This is a genomic window from Paenibacillus sp. HWE-109, from assembly GCF_022163125.1.
In the GTDB taxonomy this organism is placed as follows: domain Bacteria; phylum Bacillota; class Bacilli; order Paenibacillales; family NBRC-103111; genus Paenibacillus_E.
Genome location: NZ_CP091881.1, coordinates 3,664,608 through 3,686,694, shown reverse-complemented (window position 1 = coordinate 3,686,694; position 22,087 = coordinate 3,664,608). Strand labels below are relative to the sequence as shown.

Genomic DNA, 22,087 nt, shown 5'->3' with positions numbered 1-22,087 from the left:
TTATCATATTTCTATTAAATGAAGCACAAAAAAATACTTACCTCTGGGGAAGAGGTAAGTATTTGCCTTACATCTATTTCTTGGCCGGTGTGATTAATTTGAGAATATCATTGAAACTCTTTACATTTTTGGGCACTTCTTTGGTGAGCGGTGATGCTTGATTAATAGCCTCGTAGCTCTGATGAAGCAGGATGTGATTATCTTGTGCTTTGCCATCCGCTGTAACCGTAAAGTTGATATCGATTGTTTGATCGCGGATAAAACCTTTGTCATCGATAGCGACCACTAGCTTGCCGGGCGCTTTAAGCTGTAAGCCATTAAGCTGAGTTTTCTTGAACTGGTCAGCTTGTTCGGTTGTGAGGAAACCGTTCGTTTGCAGCGTACCAATAAATTCGGGCAGCTTGGCTTGCAGCGCGGTGTTGACTTCTTTTTCATTTTTGCTTGTGAGTTCTACGCTGATGGACTTGGCTGAAGAGCCATCCTTCAGTTTGGTTGGTTCTTTGGCTTCTTTGAACCATTTGGCATCCATGCCGCTAAATACAAGATTGCTAAGCGACGTTGACAATTGCGAAGTGTTTTTCAAGCTGTCCAGGGATAAAGGGCTTTTGCCAGTTTGGCTTAATTGCTGCATATCAATGGCATAGAACTCATCTGGTGTCTTATTTAATGCTGGCATATTAAAATACAATTTGCTATCTTTAATGAGAATTGGTATCTCAAAAGGCGATGTAGAGCCCTTGGGCGTTATTTTCAAGTCAGTTTGAAATTGGAGGGGCTCCACGTTGCTGATCCCTTTCCAATCGATCGTGCTTTCTTTGATAAGCGATAATAGGCCATTAGTTAAAGGGTTGGATGATTTCAACAAACCATCGCTGATTGATAACGTAGTACCCCCATCGAATGTGTACGATGTCATTTCTTTTTGTTTGCTAATTGCTTGATCCAAAGCCTCTTTTACTTTGTTGTTGTCTGTACAGGCAGTCAACGAAACAAGGCTGATCGCCGTTACTGCTGTTAAAGTTACCCACTTTTTTGACATGCTTTTCTGTCTCTCCTTCCATAATCCTACTTTATTATAATGGTTTCCTTTAGGTTTGTCTTTAAGTAAACAATTGGAGGTTACGCTGTGAACATGAAACAACAGTTGGGCCACCCTGAAGTGGTGAATGCTCTCATAGAAGCGATGGATTTAAATGATGATAAGGCCATACCTTTTCACGAGTATATGGCAATTTGCCTATACAGTGAACCTTACGGTTATTATCGCAATGAGAATCCTAAGATAGGTAAACAAGGCGATTTCTATACGAGCTCCTCCATTGGATCTGTGATGGGTGAAATGATAGCTGCTTTTGTAACGAAACAGGCAGCTTCGGCTTCTAGTGATCAGTTGGTCCTTCACCTTGTTGAATGGGGAGGAGGGTCTGGCCGGATGGCCTTTCATATTATGGAGGAAATAAAAAACACGAGCCCTGCCATATATGACCGGGTCCGCTACACATTGATTGAATCGAGTGCCTATCACCGGGAACTGCAACGAACTGCGCTGCAGGATCATGCTGCCAATATTGAGTTCGCGCAAGCGGGGGAGTGGCTTGCACAAGAACCTCAGGAGCATCTCTACGTGCTTGCTAACGAGCTTCTTGATGCCTTTCCTGTTCATCGTATTCGCTATAAAAACTCGGATTTTCAAGAATCTTATGTCCATTGGCGCCCCGAAGAGCAGGAATTTCAAGAAATCTGGCGTCCCATTCGCTCGGAACGTCTATTAGACTTCCTTGCACAAAGTAAAGTTCAATGGCTGGACGGGCAAATCGGCGAGATTAATCTTGAGGCCGAGGTATGGATCGCGGGAATTGCCAGTCGAATGGAAAACGGAAGTCTGCTTGTCATTGATTATGGAGATGTTGAAGCTGAACTATATGCTCCTCATCGCTATCAAGGCACTTTCATGTGTTATCGGCAGCATCAAGCTCACGATAACCCATGGATTCATCAAGGAGAACAAGACATGACTGCTCATATAGACTTTAGTTTTATTGAAAAGGTAGCACTCCAGAGCGGCTTTGCGGATGTCACGCTCCAGACGCAGCGGGAGTTCCTGGTCGAACAGGGGATTTTGCAAAAGCTGCAGGATCACTTCGATCCGAATCCATTCAGCGAGGTATCCAAAAGGAATCGTGCGATTCGTCAATTATTGCTCAGTGATCATATGAGTGAGCTGTTCAAAGTCTTAATTGCAACGAAAAAAAGGTGAGCCGCTGATTAAGCGGTCCACCTTTTTGCTTTGTTGTTAAGGTTGTGGGAATTAGATGGACATTTTGAAAAATGACCAGTACGTAAAGCCGCTGAAGGAAATAATCATATATCCCCAGAACAACAATATGTAAGTGCGTTCTGACAAGCGCATATAGCCTAGAATGACGAATACGGCTGTTTGAAAAAAGAAAATCAGAGACATAGGTATCATATCGCCTGCTAAGCTCATAAGCGCGATAACAAGTGTCCAAAAACCTAGAACCCGAAACATGCGATCCATTCTCGTTACATCCCCCTCTCGTACCACGTTGCACTTTAACTACAACACATTATACCTTTTGAACTGAGCGGTGTAAACCGTCAAACGGTGACGAAATTCAAAACATTTCATCAGATAGTAGTAGTATGTCTTTTTATCCGAATCCCATGTATGAGTGTCAAAAAATTTGGCAATACCATTTAGTATCAAATAGATTCTATGAACTCTAGTACGGGCATAGAAATAGTACTAATGGCACGAATCAATTTATACCTGTTATCTACGAATTGATTCTTCTTTTAACTGCATCTGTACATTATGATTGGGAGGTTTGACCATATGTCGGCAATTAGACAAGATGCTTGGAGCGATGAAGACGACTTGATCTTAGCGGAAGTGACACTGCGTCACATACGAGAAGGCAGCACACAATTATCTGCGTTTGAGGAAGTTGGAGAACGCATTGGACGTACAGCGGCGGCTTGTGGATTTCGCTGGAATAGCTTTGTCAGAAAGAAATATGAAGCGGCTATACAAATTGCCAAAGCGCAACGTCAAAAGAGAACGCAGCTCAAGAAGCATGCGGCAGTGTCCATCTCTGGCTCGACTTCCATAGGGCTATTGGATAATCCGGAGTTATCGCAGGGGAAATCAGAATCCTTTACAGAAGAAACGCTGTCGATTGACGCAGTGATCCGGTTCTTGCGACAGTGGAGAAGCACGTATCAAGATATGAATCGACATATTAAAAGCTTGGAGAAAGAGCTGCAGGACAAAGAGGATGAGTTAGATAGACTAGGCAGGGAAAACAACAAGTTGAACAAGCAAGTGAATGAAGTTGAAACGGATTATCGCGTCGTGAATGACGATTATAAAGCGTTGATTCAAATTATGGATCGAGCGCGCAAGATGGCCTTTTTAGTGGAAGAAGAGGAAGAAGAGAAGCCGCGGTTTAAGATGGATGCAAACGGCAATTTAGAAAGAGTAGACTAGTTAGCAACCTTCAACTTTACGATATGCCTAATATAGAAGCTTCGGAACAGGGTAAACCCTTGGACTGAAGCTTTTTTATTGTATAATAAGGTCTGTGAGGGGATGATTAGATGCGTATAATGATTGTCGGAGCAGGTTCTTTGGGCCTGTTGTATGCAGCGAAACTGGCGGCCTATTGTGAACGACTAACAGTAATTACGAGGACAAGAGCGCAAGCTGGGGAGTTGGCTGGGCAGGGGCTTGAGTTCAACGATGCAGATGGACGTCAAAAAATAAAACAAAATGAGAGCCTTGAATTCGGCTATTTTATAGAAGAAGTACAAACAGCGGCAGTTGCCGAAAACGGAAAACCTTATGATTATATCTTTCTTATGGTGAAACAGCCTGCGATTACGAAAGAACTTGTCGATTACCTGGATAATCACATGGATGAACGGACTTATCTAATCTGTTTTCAAAATGGCGTGGGTCATGAAGAAATGCTGGGTGAAGTGATTGATTCGCATCGTTTACTGCTCGCTGTGACTACGGAAGGGGCAAGACGAGATGGGTTCACACGGGTTTCGCATACGGGTCATGGCGTAACCTACATAGGGACCATGCAGCATTCTGAAGAAATAGATCCTTCTGCACATTTTTTGTTAGTAGAACTGCTTGGGAAGGCAGGATTTCAATCGGAGATGTCGAAGAACATGGATGTAAGAATATGGAGCAAGTTGATTATCAATGCCGTTATCAACCCGCTTACGGCTATTATGCGTGTGACGAACGGTGAATTGCTGCGCACGGCTTCGTCAATGTCTTTGATGGAAGCTTTGTATCAAGAAGCATGTGCGGTGGCACTAGCACAAGGCGTAGCGCTTCCAGATCGCTTGTGGGAAAGTCTGCTGGGAGTCTGCACAGCTACAAGTCAAAATCATTCATCGATGCTTCAAGATATTGAGAATTCCCGACCTACAGAGATAGATCGTATTAACGGAAGCTTATTGGCAATAGCGAATAAGTTGAATATGAAGCTTCCAACGCACGAGACCGTGTATCTTCTCGTTAAAGCTCTAGAATAAGAAGGTGATTTCGATGTGGAACATGATAGCCAGTTGGTTAATGAACTTATATGCTGTATTGACAGTGGCGCCTTTTATTACGTTTGCGATACTGTGGTTTTTGGCTTATGTTTTTCTGCGTGATAAAAAAATGACAACAAGACTAACGATGGATGTTACAACCTTGTTTTTACTTGGCTCTGTTTCTGTCATGTGGAATAAGTTGTTTCATACCCAATTTGGCTTTTGGCTGATTACCCTAGTGCTGCTGATTGCTTTCGGCATTATTGGAGGTTATCAAACGCATATTAAAGGACAAACTGATTTGTTGAGGGTGAGCAGGGTCGTTTGGAGATTAGGTTTTCTGGGTTTATCGGCTTTATATATCCTGTTGTTTTTTTTGCACGTCGGAAAAAATTACATTTTTTCGACGTAGCAAGTTGTTTGATATGCCGGATTCGTAAGAAAAATTCTTTTTTTTATTGATATTTTGTAATATTTATTTCAGTTTTGTAGAAAATAACAATGAAATTCGTCTAGATTTTATTGACCGTTGGTTGTATAATTAGAAACCGTGAGACTCATTTTCTCACTCTTTTATTATAACATTATTCTTCCAAAGGTAAATTAATTGTGGACAAAGTTTGGTTATATGTTATAATTCCTTGCGTAGACTCTAGTAAATTTTTTTACCAGAGATTTGAGTTAGATATTATAACATTGATGAAGCGGTTACATGGTGATGTTGGTAAATGGTGTGATGTTTATGTGAGTAAACTTATCGAAACACCTAACCATAGATGTCTAGACATACATAATTTTAGAGGAGGAGTTTTATGAAAGCGACAAAGTGGGTTTCAACAGCAGTAGCATTAACCCTGATGGGTAGCGTAGCAATTGGTTGTGCGAAAAGTGAGGAAAGTCCTTCAACATCTCCTACTGGGGATACAAAAGGTACAGCAGCTCCAGCATCTAACAAACCACAAGAGATGAAAATTAACTTTACAGCTGAGCCGCCTGTAATGGATAGCTCCAAAACAACGGCAAATGCAGCGTTCACATTCCTTGGCGCATTTAACGAAGGACTTTATCGTACAGATAAAGATGGTAAAGCAACACCAGCACTTGCCAAAGATTTCCCTAAAATTTCAGCTGATGGTTTGACATACACATTCGATATTCGTGACAATGCGAACTGGTCCGATGGACAACCTGTAAAAGCACAGGATTTCGTTTATTCTTTCAAACGTACTCTTGATCCTACTACTAAAGCTCAATACAGCTTCATCGTTGCTTGGATTAAAGGTGGAGAAGCTGTTACCAAAGCAAAAACGCCGGATGAAATCAAAGCAGCACAAGATGCTCTAGGTGTAAAAGCAATTAATGATAAACAACTTGAAGTTAAGCTTGAAAAACCGGTAGCGTTCTTTACACAATTGCTTGCATTCGCAACATTCTTCCCGCAAAGAGAAGATTTCGTTACGAAAGCCGGTGACAAATACGGCGCTGAAGTTGATAAAGTTATTGGTGCGGGTCCGTTCGTTCTGAGCAAATGGGATCACGGCCAAACGCTTGAACTTGTTAAAAACGATAAATATTGGGACGCAGCTAACGTGAAGCTTACAAAAGTTACAGCTAACATCGTTAAAGATTCCAATACAGGTCTTAACTTATATGAAACAGATGCAGCTGATTTGACAGAAATCAACCGCGATCAACTGACGCTTTACAAAGGTAAACCGGACAACCTGCCAAAACCAGAGTTGACGAACTCCTACTTGATGTACCAAACGAAAAAAGTTCCAGCTCTAGGCAACAAGAAAATTCGTCAAGCATTAGGTCTGGCGATTGACCGTCAAGCTTATGTAGATACAGTTCTTGCTAATGGTTCTGTTGCATCCACAGGTCTAGTGCCTGGTGGTACTTCTGATGGCGCCGGCGGAGATTTCCGTAAATCTGCTGGTGAAACACAACCTAAGTTCGACGCGGCGAAAGCTAAGCAATTGCTTGCTGAAGGTTTGAAAGAGCTAGGCTTAACTGAGCTTCCAAAAATGAAAGTGAATGCAGATGATACAGAAACTGCGAAAAAATCACTTGAGTTCATCTTAGCGCAATGGAAACAAAACCTTGGTTATGATGCTGTAGCGAACCCAGTTCCACATGCTCTGCGTATCGAGCTTTCCTCCAAAAAAGATTTCGATATCGTATTGTCCCTATGGGGTGCTGATTACAACGATCCAATGACGTTCTTGGATATGTGGGTAACAGGCGGAGAATTTGACGAAGGCGACTACAGCAATCCAGAATACGATAAATTGATTAAATCCGCTCAAACAGAAGTTGATGCTTCCAAGCGTTCCAAAGCATTGATCGATGCTGAGAAAATCCTGATGGATGATCAAGGTGTAGCGCCGCTGTACTTCCGTACTCGTGCTTACTTGAAGAAAGAAAATGTTACTGGCCTGATCCTGCCTGCCTTTGGACAAGAGTGGGAATTGAAATGGGCTTCTATCAAGTAAGGTAAGTTTTGAATAGCAAGTCTTGTCAAGAAGAGGCCGTTCGCACCTCGTGGGAGCGGCCTCTTCTAAATTTCTCGATTGTTAATTTTAATAAAGGAGGAGCAATATGGTTAAGTTCATTCTTCGCCGTTTCTTATATGCGCTTATCACGTTATGGCTAATTGCATCATTTACATTCGTATTGATGAAAAACTTACCAGGTAATCCACTTGGAGAAGGCGCCGAACGGATTCCGAAAGCTACGAAAGAGATGTTGCTGAAGCAATACGGTTTGGATAAGCCATTGTGGGAACAGTACTTGACATTCATGAACAATATCATCCATGGCGATCTAGGAGCTTCCTTTCAATTTCCTGCTCACAAAGTTACGGATATTATCAAGCAAGCATTCCCGTCTTCCCTTAAACTTGGCTTGATTGCCATTGTTATTGCTATCGTAGTTGGTTTGACGCTTGGTATCATCGCAGCCTTGAAACATAATAAAGCAGGCGATTATACAGCTATGTTCATTGCTATTTTGGGTGTATCCATTCCATCCTTCGTATTAGGACCGCTGTTATCTTATTATGTCGGGGTCAAATGGGGCATACTTCCAGCTGGTTTATGGAAAGGTCCCAAATATGTGATCTTACCGTCACTCGCGTTATCTTTCGGTACGATTGCGATTCTGGCTCGTTTAATGCGTACCTCCATGCTGGATGTACTGAATCAAGACTACATCAAAACAGCGAAATCGAAAGGGTTAACCAACTTTTCAGTCGTTGTAAAGCATACGATTCGCAATGCGATCTTACCGGTTATCACGATTATCGGCCCAATATTTGTAAACGTCATCACAGGCACACTCGTGGTAGAACAAATTTTCTCCGTGCCAGGTTTGGGTAAACACTTTGTTTCATCGGTTTATTCCAATGATTACACCATGATTTCTGGATTAACTATTTTCTATTCGGCCATCCTTATTTTGGTAATCTTCATCACAGACATTGTGTATGGCTTTGTAGACCCTAGAATTCGTCTTGGGAAAGGCGGGAAATAACGCATGCAAACTCCAAATAACACATCAGAGGCTAACTTCAAGTTTGCTCCCGTATCAAATAAATCTATAGCTGGCGATAGAATTGTAAGACCTTCGCTCAATTATTGGCAGGACGCATGGAGACGACTTAAGAAAAATAGACTGGCTATGGCTGGCTTAATTATATTGGTAGCATTAATTCTGTTATCGGTTATTGCACCTCTGGTCTCAAGCTATGATTATCAGACGCAGAATTTGAAGTTGAAAAATGCTTGGCCAAGTGCTGATCATTGGTTTGGAACGGATGATTTCGGTCGCGATTTATGGACGCGTGTCTGGATTGGTACGCGAATCTCCCTTTTCATTGGTATTACGGCTGCTTTGATTGATTTGGTGGTCGGCGTTATCTATGGCGGGATTTCTGCCTACTATGGCGGTAAAGTTGATGAGTTCATGCAGCGTGCCATTGAGATTGTCTATGCGATTCCATTTTTGCTGATCGCCATTCTTTTGATCATGGTAATCGGTTCAGGGATTTCCTCGATTATCTTGGCTTATAGTATTACAGGGTGGGTGCCGATGGCACGCTTAGTGCGTGGTCAGATGCTAACTCTGAAAGAACAGGAATTCGTACTTGCTTCCCGTACATTAGGTGCTTCTCCGATGAGAATCATCATGCGTAGTCTGATCCCGAATGCACTCGGAATCATTATTGTACAGATTACGTTCGTTGTACCTTCTGCGATCTTCACGGAAGCTTTCCTAAGCTTTATTGGACTAGGTGTCAGACCGCCACTGGCCTCACTCGGCAATTTGTTATCTGATGGAGCAAACGTCATCCGTTTATACGCATATCGCTTGCTTATTCCAACGGCGATTTTCAGTTTGATCCTAATCAGCTTCAATACGCTGGGCGACGGGCTTCGCGACGCGCTTGATCCAAAAATGCGCAAGTAAGAAGGGGTGAATAATGATGAGCATCAAAGACAATTTGCTTGAAGTTAAAGATTTGCGAGTTTCTTTCCAAACGTATGCGGGGGAAGTTCAAGCTGTTCGCGGCGTATCTTTTTCTTTGAAAAAAGGTGAAGTGTTGGCGATTGTAGGTGAGTCCGGCTGCGGGAAATCCGTTACGGCACAAACGCTCATGCGTTTAATTCCTACTCCGCCTAGCTATATAAAAAGCGGTTCTATCCTGTTTGATGGGAAAATGGACATTACCAAACTTTCCAATAAACAAATGGAGAAAATCCGCGGATCCGAAATCGGGATGATTTTCCAAGATCCGATGACGTCGCTGAACCCGACGATGAAAGTCGGCGATCAAATTACAGAAGGCTTGATCAAGCACGAAGGTTTGAGCAAGAAAGCGGCAACGGAGAAGGCGATCGAGATTCTCAAACTGGTGGGCATCAACTCGCCGGAGGGGCGTATTCATCAATATCCGCATGAGCTTTCCGGCGGTATGCGTCAACGTGTGATGATTGCCATCGCGCTGGCTTGTTCGCCTAAGCTGCTTATCGCAGATGAACCAACAACGGCTTTGGATGTTACGATTCAAGCCCAAATCATTGATTTGATGAAGACGATTTCCGAAAAAACGGATTCCTCCATTATATTAATTACTCATGATCTCGGCGTTGTAGCTGATATGGCTAGAAGAGTTGTCGTAATGTATGCAGGTAAAATTGTCGAGCAAGGGACTGTGGATGAAATTTTCTACGATCCACAGCATCCGTATACATGGGGCTTGCTTCGCTCGGTGCCTCGTTTGGATACGAATAGCAATGAGGAGCTTGTACCGATTCCGGGCACGCCGCCAGATCTATTCGCACCGCCAAAAGGGTGTGCTTTTGCAGCCAGATGTCCATATGCCATGAATCATTGCTTGGAAGAGGATCCGGAACATACGACGCTTTCGGAGACACATAGTTCGGCATGTTGGCTGTTGCATCCTGATGCACCGAAAGTTGAACGTCCTGTAGGAGTGGGAGGTCATCAACATGTCCAATAAACCTATTTTGCAAATTCGCAATATGAAGAAGCATTTTAATCTTGGCAACGGCAAGATTCTTAAAGCTGTTGACAATTTCTCCATAGAAATCAACCGCGGTGAAACGTTTGGTCTTGTAGGGGAATCCGGCTGTGGGAAATCTACCGCTGGCCGGACGATTATCAATCTCTATGACGCTACCGAAGGCGAAGTCATCTTCGACGGCGAGAACGTTCATAAGATGAAGGGCAAGAAGTTAAAGGATTTTAACCGCAATATGCAAATGGTATTCCAGGATCCTTACGCTTCCTTGAACCCGCGTATGACGGTAGGCAACATCATTGCCGAGGGTATCGACATCCATGGTCTCTACAAAGGGGCCAAACGCAAAGAACGCGTGATGGAACTGCTGCGCGCGGTAGGTCTGAATGATGAGCACGCGAACCGCTTTCCGCATGAGTTCTCCGGCGGCCAACGCCAACGTATCGGGATTGCCCGCGCGCTTGCGATTGAACCTAAGTTTATTATTGCGGATGAGCCGATCTCGGCATTGGACGTTTCGGTTCAAGCACAAGTGGTCAATTTGTTCAAACGTCTGCAAAAAGAAATGGGTTTGACGTATTTATTCATTGCGCATGACTTGGCGATGGTCAAGCATATTTCCGACCGCATTGGCGTTATGTATTTGGGCAATTTGGTTGAAGTAACAACTTCGGATGATCTTTATGCCAAACCGCTGCATCCTTATACGCAGTCGTTGCTGTCTGCGATTCCGATTCCAGATCCGGAAATTGAGCGTACGCGTGAGCGCATCATCCTTCAAGGTGATGTTCCGAGTCCGTTGAACCCGCCTAGCGGCTGTCCATTCCGTACGCGCTGTCCGCAAGCGATGGCGAAGTGCGCAGATTCGATGCCGCCTAGCAAAGAAGTGGAACCGAACCATTTTGTAGCTTGCCATCTGTATTAAATGTTTGCTGGCCGTCCCATTAGGGGCGGCTTTTTAGCGTATCGCTGATCAATTGTAATTATTTAAAATACAGTTTTGACGATTGCTGGCCTTACGTGTACAATCAGAACATAGTTGTTTTATTTGTTGTGAAAAGGAGACACAAGTCGCATATGCAAATGGAAACTTTTCATTGGAAGAAAAATCAGATTCTGGCTGAGGACTACATCGTTCAAGCTGATCAAGCACAAACGTTATTTCCCTATCATTTCGGGAACACAGATGACTGGCAGTCCCGTGTACAGTGGCTGGAGAGAGGCAATCATCCATTAATCGCTGATCGTGGCCAATTGGTTGGAGTTTTGCAAGCCTACAATGAACGTATTGGCAATTCGCAGGCTGCGCTGGATCAAGTTGCCGCTCTTTCTGATAAAAAAGCGTTGGCCGTCGTTGGCGGACAGCAAGCGGGATTGTTTGGCGGTTCGCTCCTGGTATTGTATAAAGCGATAACCCTGATTCAATCGGCTCGTCAGTGGAGTGCCAAATTGGCAAGGCCGGTAGTTCCTGTTTTCTGGATTGCTGGCGAAGACCATGATTTTGATGAGGTAAACCATATATATACACTGACACAAGCGCAGCAGATTGACAAAATCAAGATCGATCATCCCACAGGGATTCGCACATCGGTCAGTAAGCTGCCTATTGCTCCTGAAACGTGGAGAGAAGCGCTGGAAGCCTTGGATCAATCCCTCATGGATACAGAGTTCAAAGCGTCCTTGCTGGCCAAGCTGGAACAGGCTGCGGTAGGCGGAGCCTCTTTGTCCGATGCCTTTGCGCGCTGGATGGCAGTTATTTTTGGTGAATACGGACTTGTCCTTATCGATTCGGATGAGCCGGCGCTGCGCGCGTTGGAATCGTCCATGTTCGAACAAATTGTTCTTCAGAATGAAGCATTGACAGCTTCGCTGCTGAAAAGTCAAGACGAGGTCAAGCAGGCTGGCTATCAAGTTCAGGCAGATGTTGCGGAGGACGGAGCCAATATTTTCGTGTTTGCCGGAGGACAGCGTCTGCTCTTGCGACGTGAAGGAGAGTTTTTTACCGATAAGAAGAATGACTTTCAGTATACCAAAGAACAGCTGCATGATATCGCGGTGACTACGCCGGAACAACTGAGCAACAACGTTATGTCGCGCCCTTTGATGCAAGAATTTCTGTTCCCTGTTCTCGCGACGGTGTTGGGGCCAGGTGAAATTGCTTACTGGGCTTTGACGAAACAGGCTTTTGAGCAATTTGGAATGAAAATGCCGATCATCGTGCCGCGTTTAGAATTCACCCTCATTGAAGGTACGGTTCAGAAGCAAATGAATAAGTACGATTTTGCATTAGAGGACGTGCTTGAGCGTTTTGAGGAAAAGAAACAGGCGTGGTTGGATGCACAGGATACTTTGCAATTGAACGAGCGTTTCGATGCTGTGAAAAAGGATTTCCGTGATAGTTATGCGCCAATAGTCGAGTCGTTAGCTGTTATTAATCCCGGTGTCAAAAAGCTGGGGGATACGAATCTGCTAAAAATACTTGAGCAAATCGACTATTTGCAAAATAAAGCTGGTGATGCGTACAAAACACAATTTGACGCCGCGCTGAGACAGTTGGAACGAATTCGACTTACGATCTTTCCGTTAGCAAAGCCGCAAGAAAGAGTGTATAATGGGTGTGCTTATATGAATCGATATGGGAATGATTGGCTTCGTGATTTAGTGGAGACTTCAATACCTGTAGATGGCTTGCATCGCGTTTATTATTTATAGGAGGAAACATACATGACAACCGTAGCAAAAAGCATTGTAACTGATATGGCGTTAGCGCCAGAAGGTCATTTGAAAATTGATTGGGTACAGGCGCATATGCCTGTTTTGAATCGTATTCGCGAGCAATTCGAGAAAGAACAACCTTTTAAAGGTCTGAAAGTAGCTATTTCTCTGCATTTAGAAGCGAAGACGGCTTATTTGGCTAAAGTTGTGAAAGCGGGCGGCGCAGAAGTTACGATTACTGGCAGTAATCCACTTTCTACGCAAGATGATGTCTGTGCGGCATTGGTAGAAGACGGCATTACCGTATTTGCCAAGTACAACCCGAGTCCGGAAGAGTACAAGGAACTGTTGATCAAAGCGCTTGAAACAAAGCCGGATCTTATCATTGATGATGGCGGGGATCTGGTTTCTATTCTGCATTCCGAGCGTAAAGATTTGGCTGTTCAAGTTCGCGGTGGAGCGGAAGAAACGACGACGGGTATTCTTCGCTTGAAAGCGATGGAGAAAGAAGGCAAGCTCGAGTTCCCGATGGTAGCTGTGAATGATGCTTTCTGTAAATACTTGTTCGATAACCGTTATGGAACGGGTCAATCCGTGTGGGACGGGATTAATCGTACAACGAACTTGGTTGTTGCGGGTAAAACGGTTGTTGTTGTCGGCTACGGCTGGTGCGGCAAAGGTGTTGCTATGCGGGCCAAAGGTCTTGGCGCGAATGTTATCGTTACCGAAATTGACGCAATCAAAGGCGTTGAAGCCTACATGGACGGCTTTGCCGTTATGCCGATGTTGGAAGCGGCTAAATTAGGCGATTTCTTCGTAACGGTAACGGGCAACCGTGATGTCATTCGCGGGGAGCACTACAAAGTAATGAAAGATGGCGCGATTCTTTCGAATGCCGGCCACTTTGACGTTGAAGTAAACAAACCAGAATTAGAGGCAATGTCCTCTTCCAAACGCACAGTTAGACGCAACATTGAAGAATATCAATTAACAGATGGCCGCAAAGTCTACATTCTGGCGGAAGGTCGTCTTGTCAACCTTGCGGCTGGCGATGGTCACCCGGCGGAAATTATGGATATGACATTTGCGCTTCAAGCGATGTCTTTGAAATATGTGAACGATGAATATGAAAAACTAGGTAAAACAGTTGTGAATGTTCCTTATGTTCTGGATGAGCAAGTAGCGAGATTCAAGCTGGAGTCGCTTGGAACCAGCATCGATTTCTTGACGGAAGAACAAAAAATGTATTTAGACAGCTGGGCCGAGCATTAAGATTGAATTGAAGCCTTTCAGACCACTTTGGTGGACTGGAGGGCTTTTTTTAATGGGGAGGCGAAGCTCACTCCTTATTTATTGACGTCCACCACAGGCTTCTTTGCTATGCGGTTTCGGTCTCCACAAGGGCATCTAACTGAACTGTATGATGCTTATAGACCGGAAAATGGCTACTATGGCGATTTAATGAACAGGGTTGGCGCTATCGAGTATTTTATTGGCGAAATGGTGATCATTTGCTTGAAATAGAGCATCTGGAGTTCACTAGATTTTCAGAAGGAGCGATTCTGAGCGAATAAAGGGCGTGGAGTTCGTTAGTGGCAAGGGCTGGCTTCATGGTTCATTGACTGGATGACACCCCACACGCTGAACTTCCTGATCCGGAGGTTTTTTAATTGACGGGATGTGTGCAACCTTTTGCAGGGTATCCCCGTTTAAAGGGGGTATATCCTATATTTGGAAACGAAGGGGTGCTTGTATGGGGGTATTTAAGCGTAAAGCAAGCAAGGATTTGAAGCAGTCCGTGACGCGTGGTCGAGTAGGCAAGGGATTGACAGTGCTGATAGCGACAGCTGTGCTGCTGGCTGCGCTGCTGGCAGGCTGCAGCTCCGCCAAAGATTCATCGAAATCTTCTTCAGCATCTGAAATGAAGAACGATGCGATGGCCGACAGTATGCAGCTTAGTGTAACGAAGCAATCGGATGCGAAGGCGGCGGGAGCCCCCGCGGCGCAAGCTGCTGCGAGCACACAAAAAGAAGGGGAGAAGTCATCGGCGGATACAGCACCTGGAGGTAGTAAATCCTCGGCAATCACGGTGATGCCAGCCACGGGCAGCGATGAAGCGGCAGGTTTTAATCGCAAATTGATTTATCGGGCTAATTTGGTTATGCCAGTAGAGGATTATAGCAAGTCTCAGACAGCTCTTCGGGACTTAGTCGCACTTAGCGGCGCTTATATCCTTCAATTCTCGGAGAATGCCAATACAGGGGAACGTGGAGGCACGTATACCATCAAAGTAGCAGCGAATGGCTTTGTCTCTTTGCTGGACGGCTTGGAGAAAATGAGTCCTTCCCTCCAGAGAAGTGTGCAAGGTCAGGATGTGACGGAACAATACGTCGATTTAAGTTCCCGGCTGAAGGCAAAGCAGCTAGTTGAAACCCGCTTGCTTAGTTTCATGGAGAAAGCTGTGAAAACAGATGATTTGTTGGCGTTTTCCAATGAACTGTCCAAGGTGCAAGAGACGATTGAACAGATCAAAGGGCAAATGAGATATTTGGATCAAAATGTTGCTTTTTCCACTATTGAACTTCGCATGTATCAACAAACGGGCAATAAGCCGCTGCTCTCTGATCCCAATAAGTCAACGTTAGAAGAGCGGATTCAAAAAGCGTGGAACTCCAGTCTGAATGTACTGGTTGCTGTGATGCAAGGGATCCTCGTTTTCCTGGCGGCAGCTTTCCCGGTTATCGTTATTGGTCTCATCATTGGAGGACCTATTTGGGCCTACAGACGCAAACGGAATAAACAATTGGTCGCGATGCGAAATGAGCTTAAAGCGCAAAATGCATCTTTGAACGCATTGGATGATGAGCAGCAAGCAACAAAAGACATAGAATAGACCCATAATTGAAAATAATTTTGAAAATCCTGCTCTTGTAGCAGGATTTCTTTCATTTTTAGCGAATTATGATTAAAAAGTGGTGGAAAGTGGTACAAAGTGGAGGGAAAGGGGGCGCGCATGCTATGTTCATGGGTGAATATCAACATAGCATCGACGAAAAGGGGCGTATGATCATTCCGGCCAAATTTCGTGAAGCCCTCGGAGAGTCCTTTGTTATCACCCGTGGTCTAGATCAATGCTTATTCGTGTACCCGCAGTCAGAATGGGCGATACTCGAACAGAAGCTTAAAGCGCTGCCCCTTATGAAATCAGATGCCCGTGCTTTTACCCGCTTCTTCTTCTCCGGTGCTACCGAGTGCGACCTAGATAAACAGGGAAGAGCCAACATCCCCGGGAATCTCGTTGATCACGCCAAGCTTGAGAAAGATTGCGTTGTTATCGGCGTTTCGAACCGAGTTGAGATTTGGAGTAAGCAAATTTGGGAAAGCTATGCCAATGAATCGGAACAATCCTTTAATGAAATAGCAGAGAAACTCGTCGATTTCAATTTTGATTTATAGATACTTACGAAGTGAGCTTTGCTCCAAGCAAAGTTCTTAGGAGGACACCAAGTGTTTCATCATGTGACGGTACTTAAGGAAGAATCTGTTGAAGGTTTACATATAAAGCCAGATGGCGTTTACGTGGATTGTACGATGGGAGGAGCAGGTCATAGCTCCTTGATTGCATCCAAGTTAAGTCCTGAAGGCTTGCTGATTGCGTTAGATCAAGATGATATTGCATTAGCCAACGCCCAGACGGTGCTGGCTCCTTATCTGGATCGCGTGAAAATAGTGAAAAGCAATTTTCGAGAGTTGGAAAAGGTGCTCCAGAATGAGCCCAGAGCTTTGCGAGACGGTGTACCGCAAGTAGACGGTATCCTCTTTGATCTTGGCGTTTCGTCCCCACAGCTAGATGATGGCGAGCGGGGCTTTAGTTATAATCATGATGCTGAACTCGATATGAGAATGGATCGTTCCACCGTGTTAACAGCCAAAACGATTGTCAATGAGTGGCCGCAAGAGCAAATTGCACGCATCTTGTTTGAATACGGCGAAGAGAAGTTTTCTAGACGTATCGCAGGTGTCATTGCCGAAGCGAGAACGAAAAAGACGATTGAAACAACTGGTGAATTGGTAGAGTTGATCAAAGAAGGGATACCCGCAGCTGCAAGAAGAACAGGAGGTCATCCGGCTAAACGGAGTTTCCAGGCATTACGTATCGCGGTAAATGATGAGTTAGGAGCTTTTGAAGAAGCGTTAGTGCAATCGGTTCGTTGTCTTGCACCGCAGGGGCGCGTTGCAGTGATTACTTTCCACTCGTTGGAGGATCGCATTTGCAAGCAATTTTTTGTGAAAAATGTAGAGAAGTGTACATGTCCACCTGATCTTCCATTTTGTGTTTGTGTGAAAACAGGAACGGTTAAATTGGTGACTCGCAAACCGATTATACCAAGTGAGCATGAGCTCGATGTTAATCAGAGAGCCAGATCCGCCAAACTGCGGATCGCTGAGAAGCTTTGATACAAGGGGAGGAAAGAATGAATGCCATCTTACATCCAAGGCAATTTAGCTCTTGATCAAAAACGCACCGTTGCGAAACCCAAGGTTAAAATAAAGGAAACAACGAAGGTTGTTTATCGAAATAAATCCTTGCCGACACAAGAAAAAATGCTGTATCTTTTTACAGTCGTACTTTGTGTCATTGTTGCCGGTGTGATTATTTGGCGCTATGCGGCCATTTATCAGATGAATACAAGTATTTTGAAAATGCAAAGTGAGATTAAAGAAATTCAAGCGCAAAACAGCGCTTTGAAACAAGAAGTGGAAAAGCTGCAAAGTCCTGATCGTTTAAAAGGGGAGGCTACGCGTCTCGGGTTTAATTTGCAAGATGAGAAGCAAGTAAGCCTGGTGACGCCTCCGAAAGCAAAGACGAACTCCAGCAGCAAAAATACGAAAAATGCTTCTAAACCGTAACGGGCAGGTATCGATATGACAAAAAAAATTAAGCTGCGTTCACTACTCATCGGAGGGTTCTTCACCCTTCTTTTTGTTGTCCTTATTGCTAAAGTTTATTGGATCCAAGTAGTAGAAGCTTCCTGGTTGCTGGAAGGCGCAGAGAAGAAATGGGAGACTGATAGAGTCATAGCGCCGGTCAGAGGAACGATTATGGATCGAAACGACAAAGCGCTGGCTGTGGAAGCGACCGCCTACACCGTTGCGCTTAATCCCAAAATCATAGATGGCTATCATATTGCTGAAGAAATTGTGCAAGGACTAGCTGGCATTTTGAAAGAATCGGATGAAACTAAACCTGCGCTTGTGAACAAAATCCGCGATCGGGCTACGAAAATGAAGCCGGATGGGACTGATTTTGCCGTAAGTGTAGAAATTCGGAATGAAGGTTGGAAGATTGATAAGGAGAAAGCTGATCAAGTCCGCGCTTTTATTACAACCTTGCAAACGAAGCTCAATAAATCGGCGAAAACGAATGTTGGGATTAGTATCTTAGAAGAGAAGAAACGCTACTATCCCGGGGAATCGCTAGCTTCTCATATTCTCGGTTATACGAATAAAGAAGGCGAGGCTGCACTAGGTTTGGAGTTGAAACTCAACGATACACTCAAAGGCGTGCCTGGCATGCTAAGCTATGAGAAAGATGGCAAAGGCGTAGAACTGCCTGATGCCAAGGTCGATTTCAAGCCAGCGGAAGATGGCAATAATGTTAGACTGACGATTGATAAGAATATTCAATTTTACTTGGAAAGTGCGCTGGCCAAAGTGAATGACAAGTGGCATCCTAAGAGTTTGACGGCGATTGCTGTTGATCCGCAGACGATGGAAATATTAGGAATGGCGAATACGCCGACTTTTAATCCCAATACCTATTGGAATATTAAGGATCAGGCTGATTTCAAAAATGGCGCTGTGGCTTCACGCTATGAGCCAGGATCGACATTCAAACTTGTAACGCTGGCAGGCGCTGTCGAAGAAGGGGTTTTCAACCCTGCAGAAATGTATCAATCCGGTCAAATTCAAGTAGCGGATCGCGTGCTTCATGACCACAACTATGTGGGTTGGGGGAAAATCTCATTTCTGGACGGCTTGAAACGCTCAAGTAACGTGGCTTTCGTTAAGCTCGGTTTAGAGAAATTGACTGAAGCCAAATTTAGAAATTATATTACCAAATTTGGTTTTGAGGAAAAAACGAATATTGATATGCCGAACGAAGTTTCGGGATTGGTCGATATGAAATATAAGCCTGAAATTGCAACCGCGACCTATGGTCAGGGGAAAGTTGTGGTTACGGCAATTCAGCAAACTGCTGCCTATGCGGCGATTGCTAACGGCGGGAAATTGATGTGGCCGCATATTGTCAAAGACATTGTCGATCCGAAAACAGGGAAAACAATTCAATCTTTTCCTCCCAAAGTAGTAAGACAAGTCGTTAGCGAGAAAACAGCCAATCTGGTAAGCGGATATCTAGAGCAAGTTGTCTCTGACCAAGAGATCGGTACAGGCAAACTTGCCTATATGGAAGGTTATCGTATAGCAGGAAAGACCGGCACTGCGAATCTCGTTCGACCTGGTGAAAAAACGTATTCGCCGAATACATGGGTTATATCCTTTATCGGGTATGCCCCTGTAGAGAATCCCAAAATCTTAGTTACCTTAATCGCAGATCAACCTGATTTGGGAGGGAACTATCATTTAGGGGGCCAAGTCTTAGCGCCGGCTTTCAAAGAAATCGTAGGAGAGTCCCTGCAATATATGGGTGTGGCTTCCAGTAAGCAAACTCAGATGATAGCCAAAGAAGCGAACAAGCTGACGGTTCCCAATTTGGCCGATGCAACAGCGGAAAGCGCCAAAGCAACAGCCAAAGAAAGCGGGTTGTCTCTGGAAGTATTCGGTAAAGGCGCGAAGGTTGTTGAACAATTTCCGAAAGCAGGAACTGAAATCTTGTCCGCGCAACGAATTTATGTGGCTATGCAATCTGTGGATGAAATGCCGCTGCCGAACTTGGTTGGTCGATCCCTGCGGGATGCGGTCGAGGCCTGCTCTTTCTTCAAAGTGGATTGCAAAACATCCGGTGAGGGGTACGTTTCGGAGCAGACAGCGGCTGGCGATGGAGAAGGGCGCAACGTAACATTGCAGCTCAAACCGCTTAGTGAGAAGTCGGCGGGAACGGATGCGCAGAACGCGTCATCTACACCGGTGCCTGCGCCAAAAGGAAAACTAGAAGATCAGCGTACGGCCGGGAAAAAAACACCTTAACGGAGAGCTTGTTCTAACCCCTGTTTGTCCCGAATAGTCATGTTAGGAATGACTTGATTTATTTGGGAAGGGAGATTGAACGTTCATGCGTGTTTCTAACGTTACCGTTCGTCGCAGATTGTTCACTGCGCTCATCATTGGCACTGTCATCTTCACCGCTCTTATCTTCCGTCTGGCCTATGTCCAGCTCTGGATTGGACAAGACTTGGCGAACAAAGCAGAAGACAGCTGGCGAAGGGAAATTCCATTCGCGCCCAAACGAGGCGAAATTCAAGATCGCAATGGCATTGCATTGACTTATAGTATGAGCACCCCAACGATTCTAGCCATACCGGTACAACTACAGGATCCTCGCAGCGTAGCGGCCAAACTGGCTGAAGTGCTGCAGGGCAATGAAGAAGACATTTACAAGCAGATTACGAAAAAAGCATCCAAAAACTATATAAAACCATCTGGACGCAAAATAACGGTTGAGAAAGCGCAGGAAGTTCGCGATCTTCATATTCCGGGAATTGTCGTGGCAGAGGATAACAAAAGATACTACCCGTTTGGCACTTTGGCAGCGCACATTCTTGGTTTTGCCGGCATTGATAAAGGGTTGACAGGTATTGAGGCGAAGTACGACAGTCAATTAACGGGAATTCCAGGCAGTATTTCTTATATGGCGGATGCAGCTGGCAGAGTTCTTCAAGGGACGACAGATACCTACAGAAGTCCGAAGGATGGGCTCAATGTGAAATTGACGATCGACAGCCATCTGCAATCCGTCATGGAGAGAGAGCTGGATCAAGCGATGGTTCAGTATCAGGCGCAGAATGTCGTGGCGATTATGATGGATCCTAACAATGGAGAGATTCTGGCTATGGGCAGCAGACCGACCTATGAGCCAGGCAATTATAAGGAGTATGCGGCCGAAACCTACAACAGGAACTTGCCGATTTGGAAAACGTACGAGCCGGGTTCCACGTTCAAAATTATTACGCTGGCAGCCGCTTTAGAGGAAAAAAAGGTAGATCTCAAAAATGAACAATTTTATGATCCAGGTTTTATAGAAGTTGGCGGAGCGAGGCTGCGCTGCTGGAAGCGTGGGGGTCATGGCAGTGAAACCATGCTGCAAGTAGTGCAAAATTCTTGCAACCCAGGTTTCGTTGTGATGGGTCAACGGTTAGGCAAGGAAAAGTTGTTTGATTACATATCCAAATTCGGCTTTGGTAAAAAGACGGGCATTGATCTTGCCGGGGAAGAGAACGGCATTATGTTCAAACCGTCTCAGGTTGGTCCTGTAGAATTGGCTACTACGGCATTCGGTCAAGGGGTTTCTGTGACGCCGATTCAACAAATCACTGCGGTATCTGCGGCGATTAATGGAGGGAAGCTGTTTAAACCTTACGTTGCTAAGTCGTTTACGAATCCAGATACAGGTGAGGTTGTCGATGTTGTGGAGCCTGAACTTGTGAGAAATGTGATTTCGGAGGGAACTTCGAAGCAGGTAAGAGAGGCGCTGGAGAGTGTAGTAGCGCTCGGTACGGGACGCAATGCATTCATCGACGGCTATCGTGTCGGGGGCAAGACAGGGACTGCGCAGAAGGTTGTAAATGGACGTTATTCACCGGATGAGCATATCGTTTCGTTCATTGGCTTTGCGCCGGCGGATAATCCCAAAGTGGTCATCTATGCCGCTGTGGATGATCCGAAAGGCATTCAATTCGGCGGTCTGATCGCAGCGCCTCTAGTTAAGAATATGATGGCTGACGCCCTGCGTTATATGAAGGTTGAACCGGACAAAGCACAGCTCAACAAAGAGTACCGGTACGGTGAAATTCCGATTGTGGAAGTACCGGACTTGGTTGGAGCGTCAGTTGATGATATATTAGAAGATCTGAACATGAATTTTAAGCTGGCGAAGTCCGGAAACGGGAAATATGTCATCAGTCAGGCGCCGAAAGCAGGGTCTAGGGTCGATCAAGGCTCAACGATTCGGATTTTCCTCTCAGATAACGCGCCTCCGCAGTAAGGCAGTGGAGTGACGGTGGAAAAAGA

19 protein-coding genes are annotated in these 22,087 nt (G+C 44.9%); 17 read left to right on the top strand and 2 right to left on the bottom strand.

What is annotated here, in order from left to right:
- Nucleotides 1-73: 73 nt before the first annotated feature.
- On the bottom strand, nucleotides 74-1,039 hold the full coding sequence (locus tag LOZ80_RS15690) for a hypothetical protein (RefSeq protein WP_238172265.1): 966 nt from the start codon (nucleotides 1,037-1,039) through the stop codon (nucleotides 74-76).
- A 93-nt stretch (nucleotides 1,040-1,132) separates the two neighbouring features.
- Between LOZ80_RS15690 and LOZ80_RS15685 the strand changes: the two genes are divergently transcribed.
- Complete coding sequence (locus tag LOZ80_RS15685) at nucleotides 1,133-2,257, top strand: class I SAM-dependent methyltransferase (RefSeq protein WP_238173000.1); 1,125 nt, start codon at nucleotides 1,133-1,135, stop codon at nucleotides 2,255-2,257.
- Nucleotides 2,258-2,308: 51 nt separating this feature from the next.
- On the opposite strand, the gene LOZ80_RS15680 is transcribed toward LOZ80_RS15685, so the two are convergent.
- Complete coding sequence (locus tag LOZ80_RS15680; RefSeq protein WP_028558057.1) at nucleotides 2,309-2,539, bottom strand: DUF2626 domain-containing protein; 231 nt, start codon at nucleotides 2,537-2,539, stop codon at nucleotides 2,309-2,311.
- 318 nt (nucleotides 2,540-2,857) lie between these two features.
- On the opposite strand from LOZ80_RS15680, the gene LOZ80_RS15675 reads away from it, so the two are divergent.
- From LOZ80_RS15675 to LOZ80_RS15600, 16 genes are all read left to right on the top strand, one after another.
- A complete protein-coding gene (locus LOZ80_RS15675) occupies nucleotides 2,858-3,511 on the top strand; it encodes an RsfA family transcriptional regulator (RefSeq protein WP_238172264.1) in 654 nt (217 codons plus the stop codon).
- Between the two features lie 110 nt (nucleotides 3,512-3,621).
- Nucleotides 3,622-4,575: a ketopantoate reductase family protein gene (locus LOZ80_RS15670; protein ID WP_238172263.1), complete on the top strand. Its 954-nt coding sequence runs from the start codon at nucleotides 3,622-3,624 to the stop codon at nucleotides 4,573-4,575.
- Between the two features lie 13 nt (nucleotides 4,576-4,588).
- A complete protein-coding gene (locus LOZ80_RS15665; protein WP_238172262.1) occupies nucleotides 4,589-4,990 on the top strand; it encodes a DUF3397 domain-containing protein in 402 nt (133 codons plus the stop codon).
- A 400-nt stretch (nucleotides 4,991-5,390) separates the two neighbouring features.
- Nucleotides 5,391-7,073 (top strand): peptide ABC transporter substrate-binding protein, encoded by a 1,683-nt coding sequence (locus LOZ80_RS15660; RefSeq protein ID WP_238172261.1) that lies wholly within the window; start codon nucleotides 5,391-5,393, stop codon nucleotides 7,071-7,073.
- A 106-nt stretch (nucleotides 7,074-7,179) separates the two neighbouring features.
- The gene (locus LOZ80_RS15655) at nucleotides 7,180-8,112 is read left to right on the top strand and encodes an ABC transporter permease (RefSeq protein ID WP_189006255.1); all 933 of its coding nucleotides are present in this window, start codon (nucleotides 7,180-7,182) and stop codon (nucleotides 8,110-8,112) included.
- A 3-nt stretch (nucleotides 8,113-8,115) separates the two neighbouring features.
- The gene (locus LOZ80_RS15650) at nucleotides 8,116-9,048 is read left to right on the top strand and encodes an ABC transporter permease (RefSeq protein ID WP_238172260.1); all 933 of its coding nucleotides are present in this window, start codon (nucleotides 8,116-8,118) and stop codon (nucleotides 9,046-9,048) included.
- Between the two features lie 13 nt (nucleotides 9,049-9,061).
- Nucleotides 9,062-10,102 (top strand): ABC transporter ATP-binding protein, encoded by a 1,041-nt coding sequence (locus LOZ80_RS15645; protein WP_283214765.1) that lies wholly within the window; start codon nucleotides 9,062-9,064, stop codon nucleotides 10,100-10,102.
- Complete coding sequence (locus LOZ80_RS15640) at nucleotides 10,092-11,048, top strand: ABC transporter ATP-binding protein (RefSeq protein ID WP_238172259.1); 957 nt, start codon at nucleotides 10,092-10,094, stop codon at nucleotides 11,046-11,048. Before LOZ80_RS15645 ends, LOZ80_RS15640 begins: the two co-directional genes overlap by 11 nt.
- Nucleotides 11,049-11,200: 152 nt before the next feature.
- Nucleotides 11,201-12,835 (top strand): bacillithiol biosynthesis cysteine-adding enzyme BshC, encoded by a 1,635-nt coding sequence (gene bshC, locus LOZ80_RS15635; protein ID WP_238172258.1) that lies wholly within the window; start codon nucleotides 11,201-11,203, stop codon nucleotides 12,833-12,835.
- Nucleotides 12,836-12,847: 12 nt separating this feature from the next.
- Nucleotides 12,848-14,110: an adenosylhomocysteinase gene (locus LOZ80_RS15630; protein WP_238172257.1), complete on the top strand. Its 1,263-nt coding sequence runs from the start codon at nucleotides 12,848-12,850 to the stop codon at nucleotides 14,108-14,110.
- A 481-nt stretch (nucleotides 14,111-14,591) separates the two neighbouring features.
- Entirely contained in the window at nucleotides 14,592-15,731 is a 1,140-nt protein-coding gene (locus LOZ80_RS15625; RefSeq protein ID WP_238172256.1) for a DUF4349 domain-containing protein, read from the top strand.
- A 125-nt stretch (nucleotides 15,732-15,856) separates the two neighbouring features.
- Nucleotides 15,857-16,294, top strand: a complete 438-nt coding sequence (gene mraZ, locus LOZ80_RS15620; RefSeq protein ID WP_079420022.1) for a division/cell wall cluster transcriptional repressor MraZ — start codon at nucleotides 15,857-15,859, stop codon at nucleotides 16,292-16,294.
- Between the two features lie 51 nt (nucleotides 16,295-16,345).
- Nucleotides 16,346-17,296: a 16S rRNA (cytosine(1402)-N(4))-methyltransferase RsmH gene (gene rsmH / locus LOZ80_RS15615; protein ID WP_238172255.1), complete on the top strand. Its 951-nt coding sequence runs from the start codon at nucleotides 16,346-16,348 to the stop codon at nucleotides 17,294-17,296.
- A gap of 21 nt (nucleotides 17,297-17,317) precedes the next feature.
- Entirely contained in the window at nucleotides 17,318-17,749 is a 432-nt protein-coding gene (gene ftsL / locus LOZ80_RS15610; RefSeq protein WP_238172254.1) for a cell division protein FtsL, read from the top strand.
- Nucleotides 17,750-17,764: 15 nt separating this feature from the next.
- On the top strand, nucleotides 17,765-20,047 hold the full coding sequence (locus tag LOZ80_RS15605; protein WP_238172253.1) for a penicillin-binding transpeptidase domain-containing protein: 2,283 nt from the start codon (nucleotides 17,765-17,767) through the stop codon (nucleotides 20,045-20,047).
- Between the two features lie 85 nt (nucleotides 20,048-20,132).
- Nucleotides 20,133-22,061, top strand: coding sequence for a stage V sporulation protein D (locus tag LOZ80_RS15600; RefSeq protein ID WP_238172252.1), 1,929 nt, complete (start codon nucleotides 20,133-20,135; stop codon nucleotides 22,059-22,061).
- Nucleotides 22,062-22,087 lie beyond the last annotated feature (26 nt).

Coding starts and splice junctions, on each gene's coding strand:
- LOZ80_RS15650 (WP_238172260.1), top strand. CDS start 8,116: ATGCAAACTCCAAATAACACATCAGAGGCTAACTTCAAGTTTGCTCCC.
- bshC (WP_238172258.1), top strand. CDS start 11,201: ATGCAAATGGAAACTTTTCATTGGAAGAAAAATCAGATTCTGGCTGAG.
- LOZ80_RS15680 (WP_028558057.1), bottom strand. CDS start 2,539: ATGGATCGCATGTTTCGGGTTCTAGGTTTTTGGACACTTGTTATCGCG.
- LOZ80_RS15660 (WP_238172261.1), top strand. CDS start 5,391: ATGAAAGCGACAAAGTGGGTTTCAACAGCAGTAGCATTAACCCTGATG.
- LOZ80_RS15625 (WP_238172256.1), top strand. CDS start 14,592: ATGGGGGTATTTAAGCGTAAAGCAAGCAAGGATTTGAAGCAGTCCGTG.
- LOZ80_RS15640 (WP_238172259.1), top strand. CDS start 10,092: ATGTCCAATAAACCTATTTTGCAAATTCGCAATATGAAGAAGCATTTT.
- ftsL (WP_238172254.1), top strand. CDS start 17,318: ATGCCATCTTACATCCAAGGCAATTTAGCTCTTGATCAAAAACGCACC.
- mraZ (WP_079420022.1), top strand. CDS start 15,857: ATGTTCATGGGTGAATATCAACATAGCATCGACGAAAAGGGGCGTATG.
- LOZ80_RS15665 (WP_238172262.1), top strand. CDS start 4,589: ATGTGGAACATGATAGCCAGTTGGTTAATGAACTTATATGCTGTATTG.
- LOZ80_RS15685 (WP_238173000.1), top strand. CDS start 1,133: ATGAAACAACAGTTGGGCCACCCTGAAGTGGTGAATGCTCTCATAGAA.
- LOZ80_RS15645 (WP_283214765.1), top strand. CDS start 9,062: ATGATGAGCATCAAAGACAATTTGCTTGAAGTTAAAGATTTGCGAGTT.
- LOZ80_RS15670 (WP_238172263.1), top strand. CDS start 3,622: ATGCGTATAATGATTGTCGGAGCAGGTTCTTTGGGCCTGTTGTATGCA.
- LOZ80_RS15690 (WP_238172265.1), bottom strand. CDS start 1,039: ATGTCAAAAAAGTGGGTAACTTTAACAGCAGTAACGGCGATCAGCCTT.
- LOZ80_RS15675 (WP_238172264.1), top strand. CDS start 2,858: ATGTCGGCAATTAGACAAGATGCTTGGAGCGATGAAGACGACTTGATC.
- LOZ80_RS15630 (WP_238172257.1), top strand. CDS start 12,848: ATGACAACCGTAGCAAAAAGCATTGTAACTGATATGGCGTTAGCGCCA.
- LOZ80_RS15655 (WP_189006255.1), top strand. CDS start 7,180: ATGGTTAAGTTCATTCTTCGCCGTTTCTTATATGCGCTTATCACGTTA.
- LOZ80_RS15605 (WP_238172253.1), top strand. CDS start 17,765: ATGACAAAAAAAATTAAGCTGCGTTCACTACTCATCGGAGGGTTCTTC.
- LOZ80_RS15600 (WP_238172252.1), top strand. CDS start 20,133: ATGCGTGTTTCTAACGTTACCGTTCGTCGCAGATTGTTCACTGCGCTC.